The sequence below is a fragment of the Aeromonas aquatilis genome (assembly GCF_054052405.1).
The window spans coordinates 1-255 of record NZ_JBSTYP010000219.1 but is presented as its reverse complement, the minus strand read 5'-3'; the positions used below and the strand labels follow the sequence as shown (position 1 = coordinate 255).

Here is a 255-nt window from a genome sequence, read left to right as displayed (position 1 = left end):
TGTAAGCGCGGCGACGTGTTGAGCTAACCCATACTAATTACCCGTGAGGCTTAACCATACAACACCCAAGAAGTGTTCTAAGGCTTGTAGCAAATACCAAGCGAACTACTAATTCAGTGATAATGACCAGGTCGTTATTCACGTCAGCTTTCTCAGATTGAAGTAATTTGCCTGGCGGCCATAGCGCCGTGGAACCACCTGATCCCATGCCGAACTCAGAAGTGAAACGCGGTAGCGCCGATGGTAGTGTGGCAT

1 rRNA gene is annotated in these 255 nt (G+C 49.0%); it reads left to right on the top strand.

Features of this window, described 5'->3' with window-relative positions:
- Window positions 1-170: 170 nt before the first annotated feature.
- Window positions 171-255 (top strand): 5S ribosomal RNA (gene rrf, locus ACW5W8_RS24105); the annotation flags it as partial.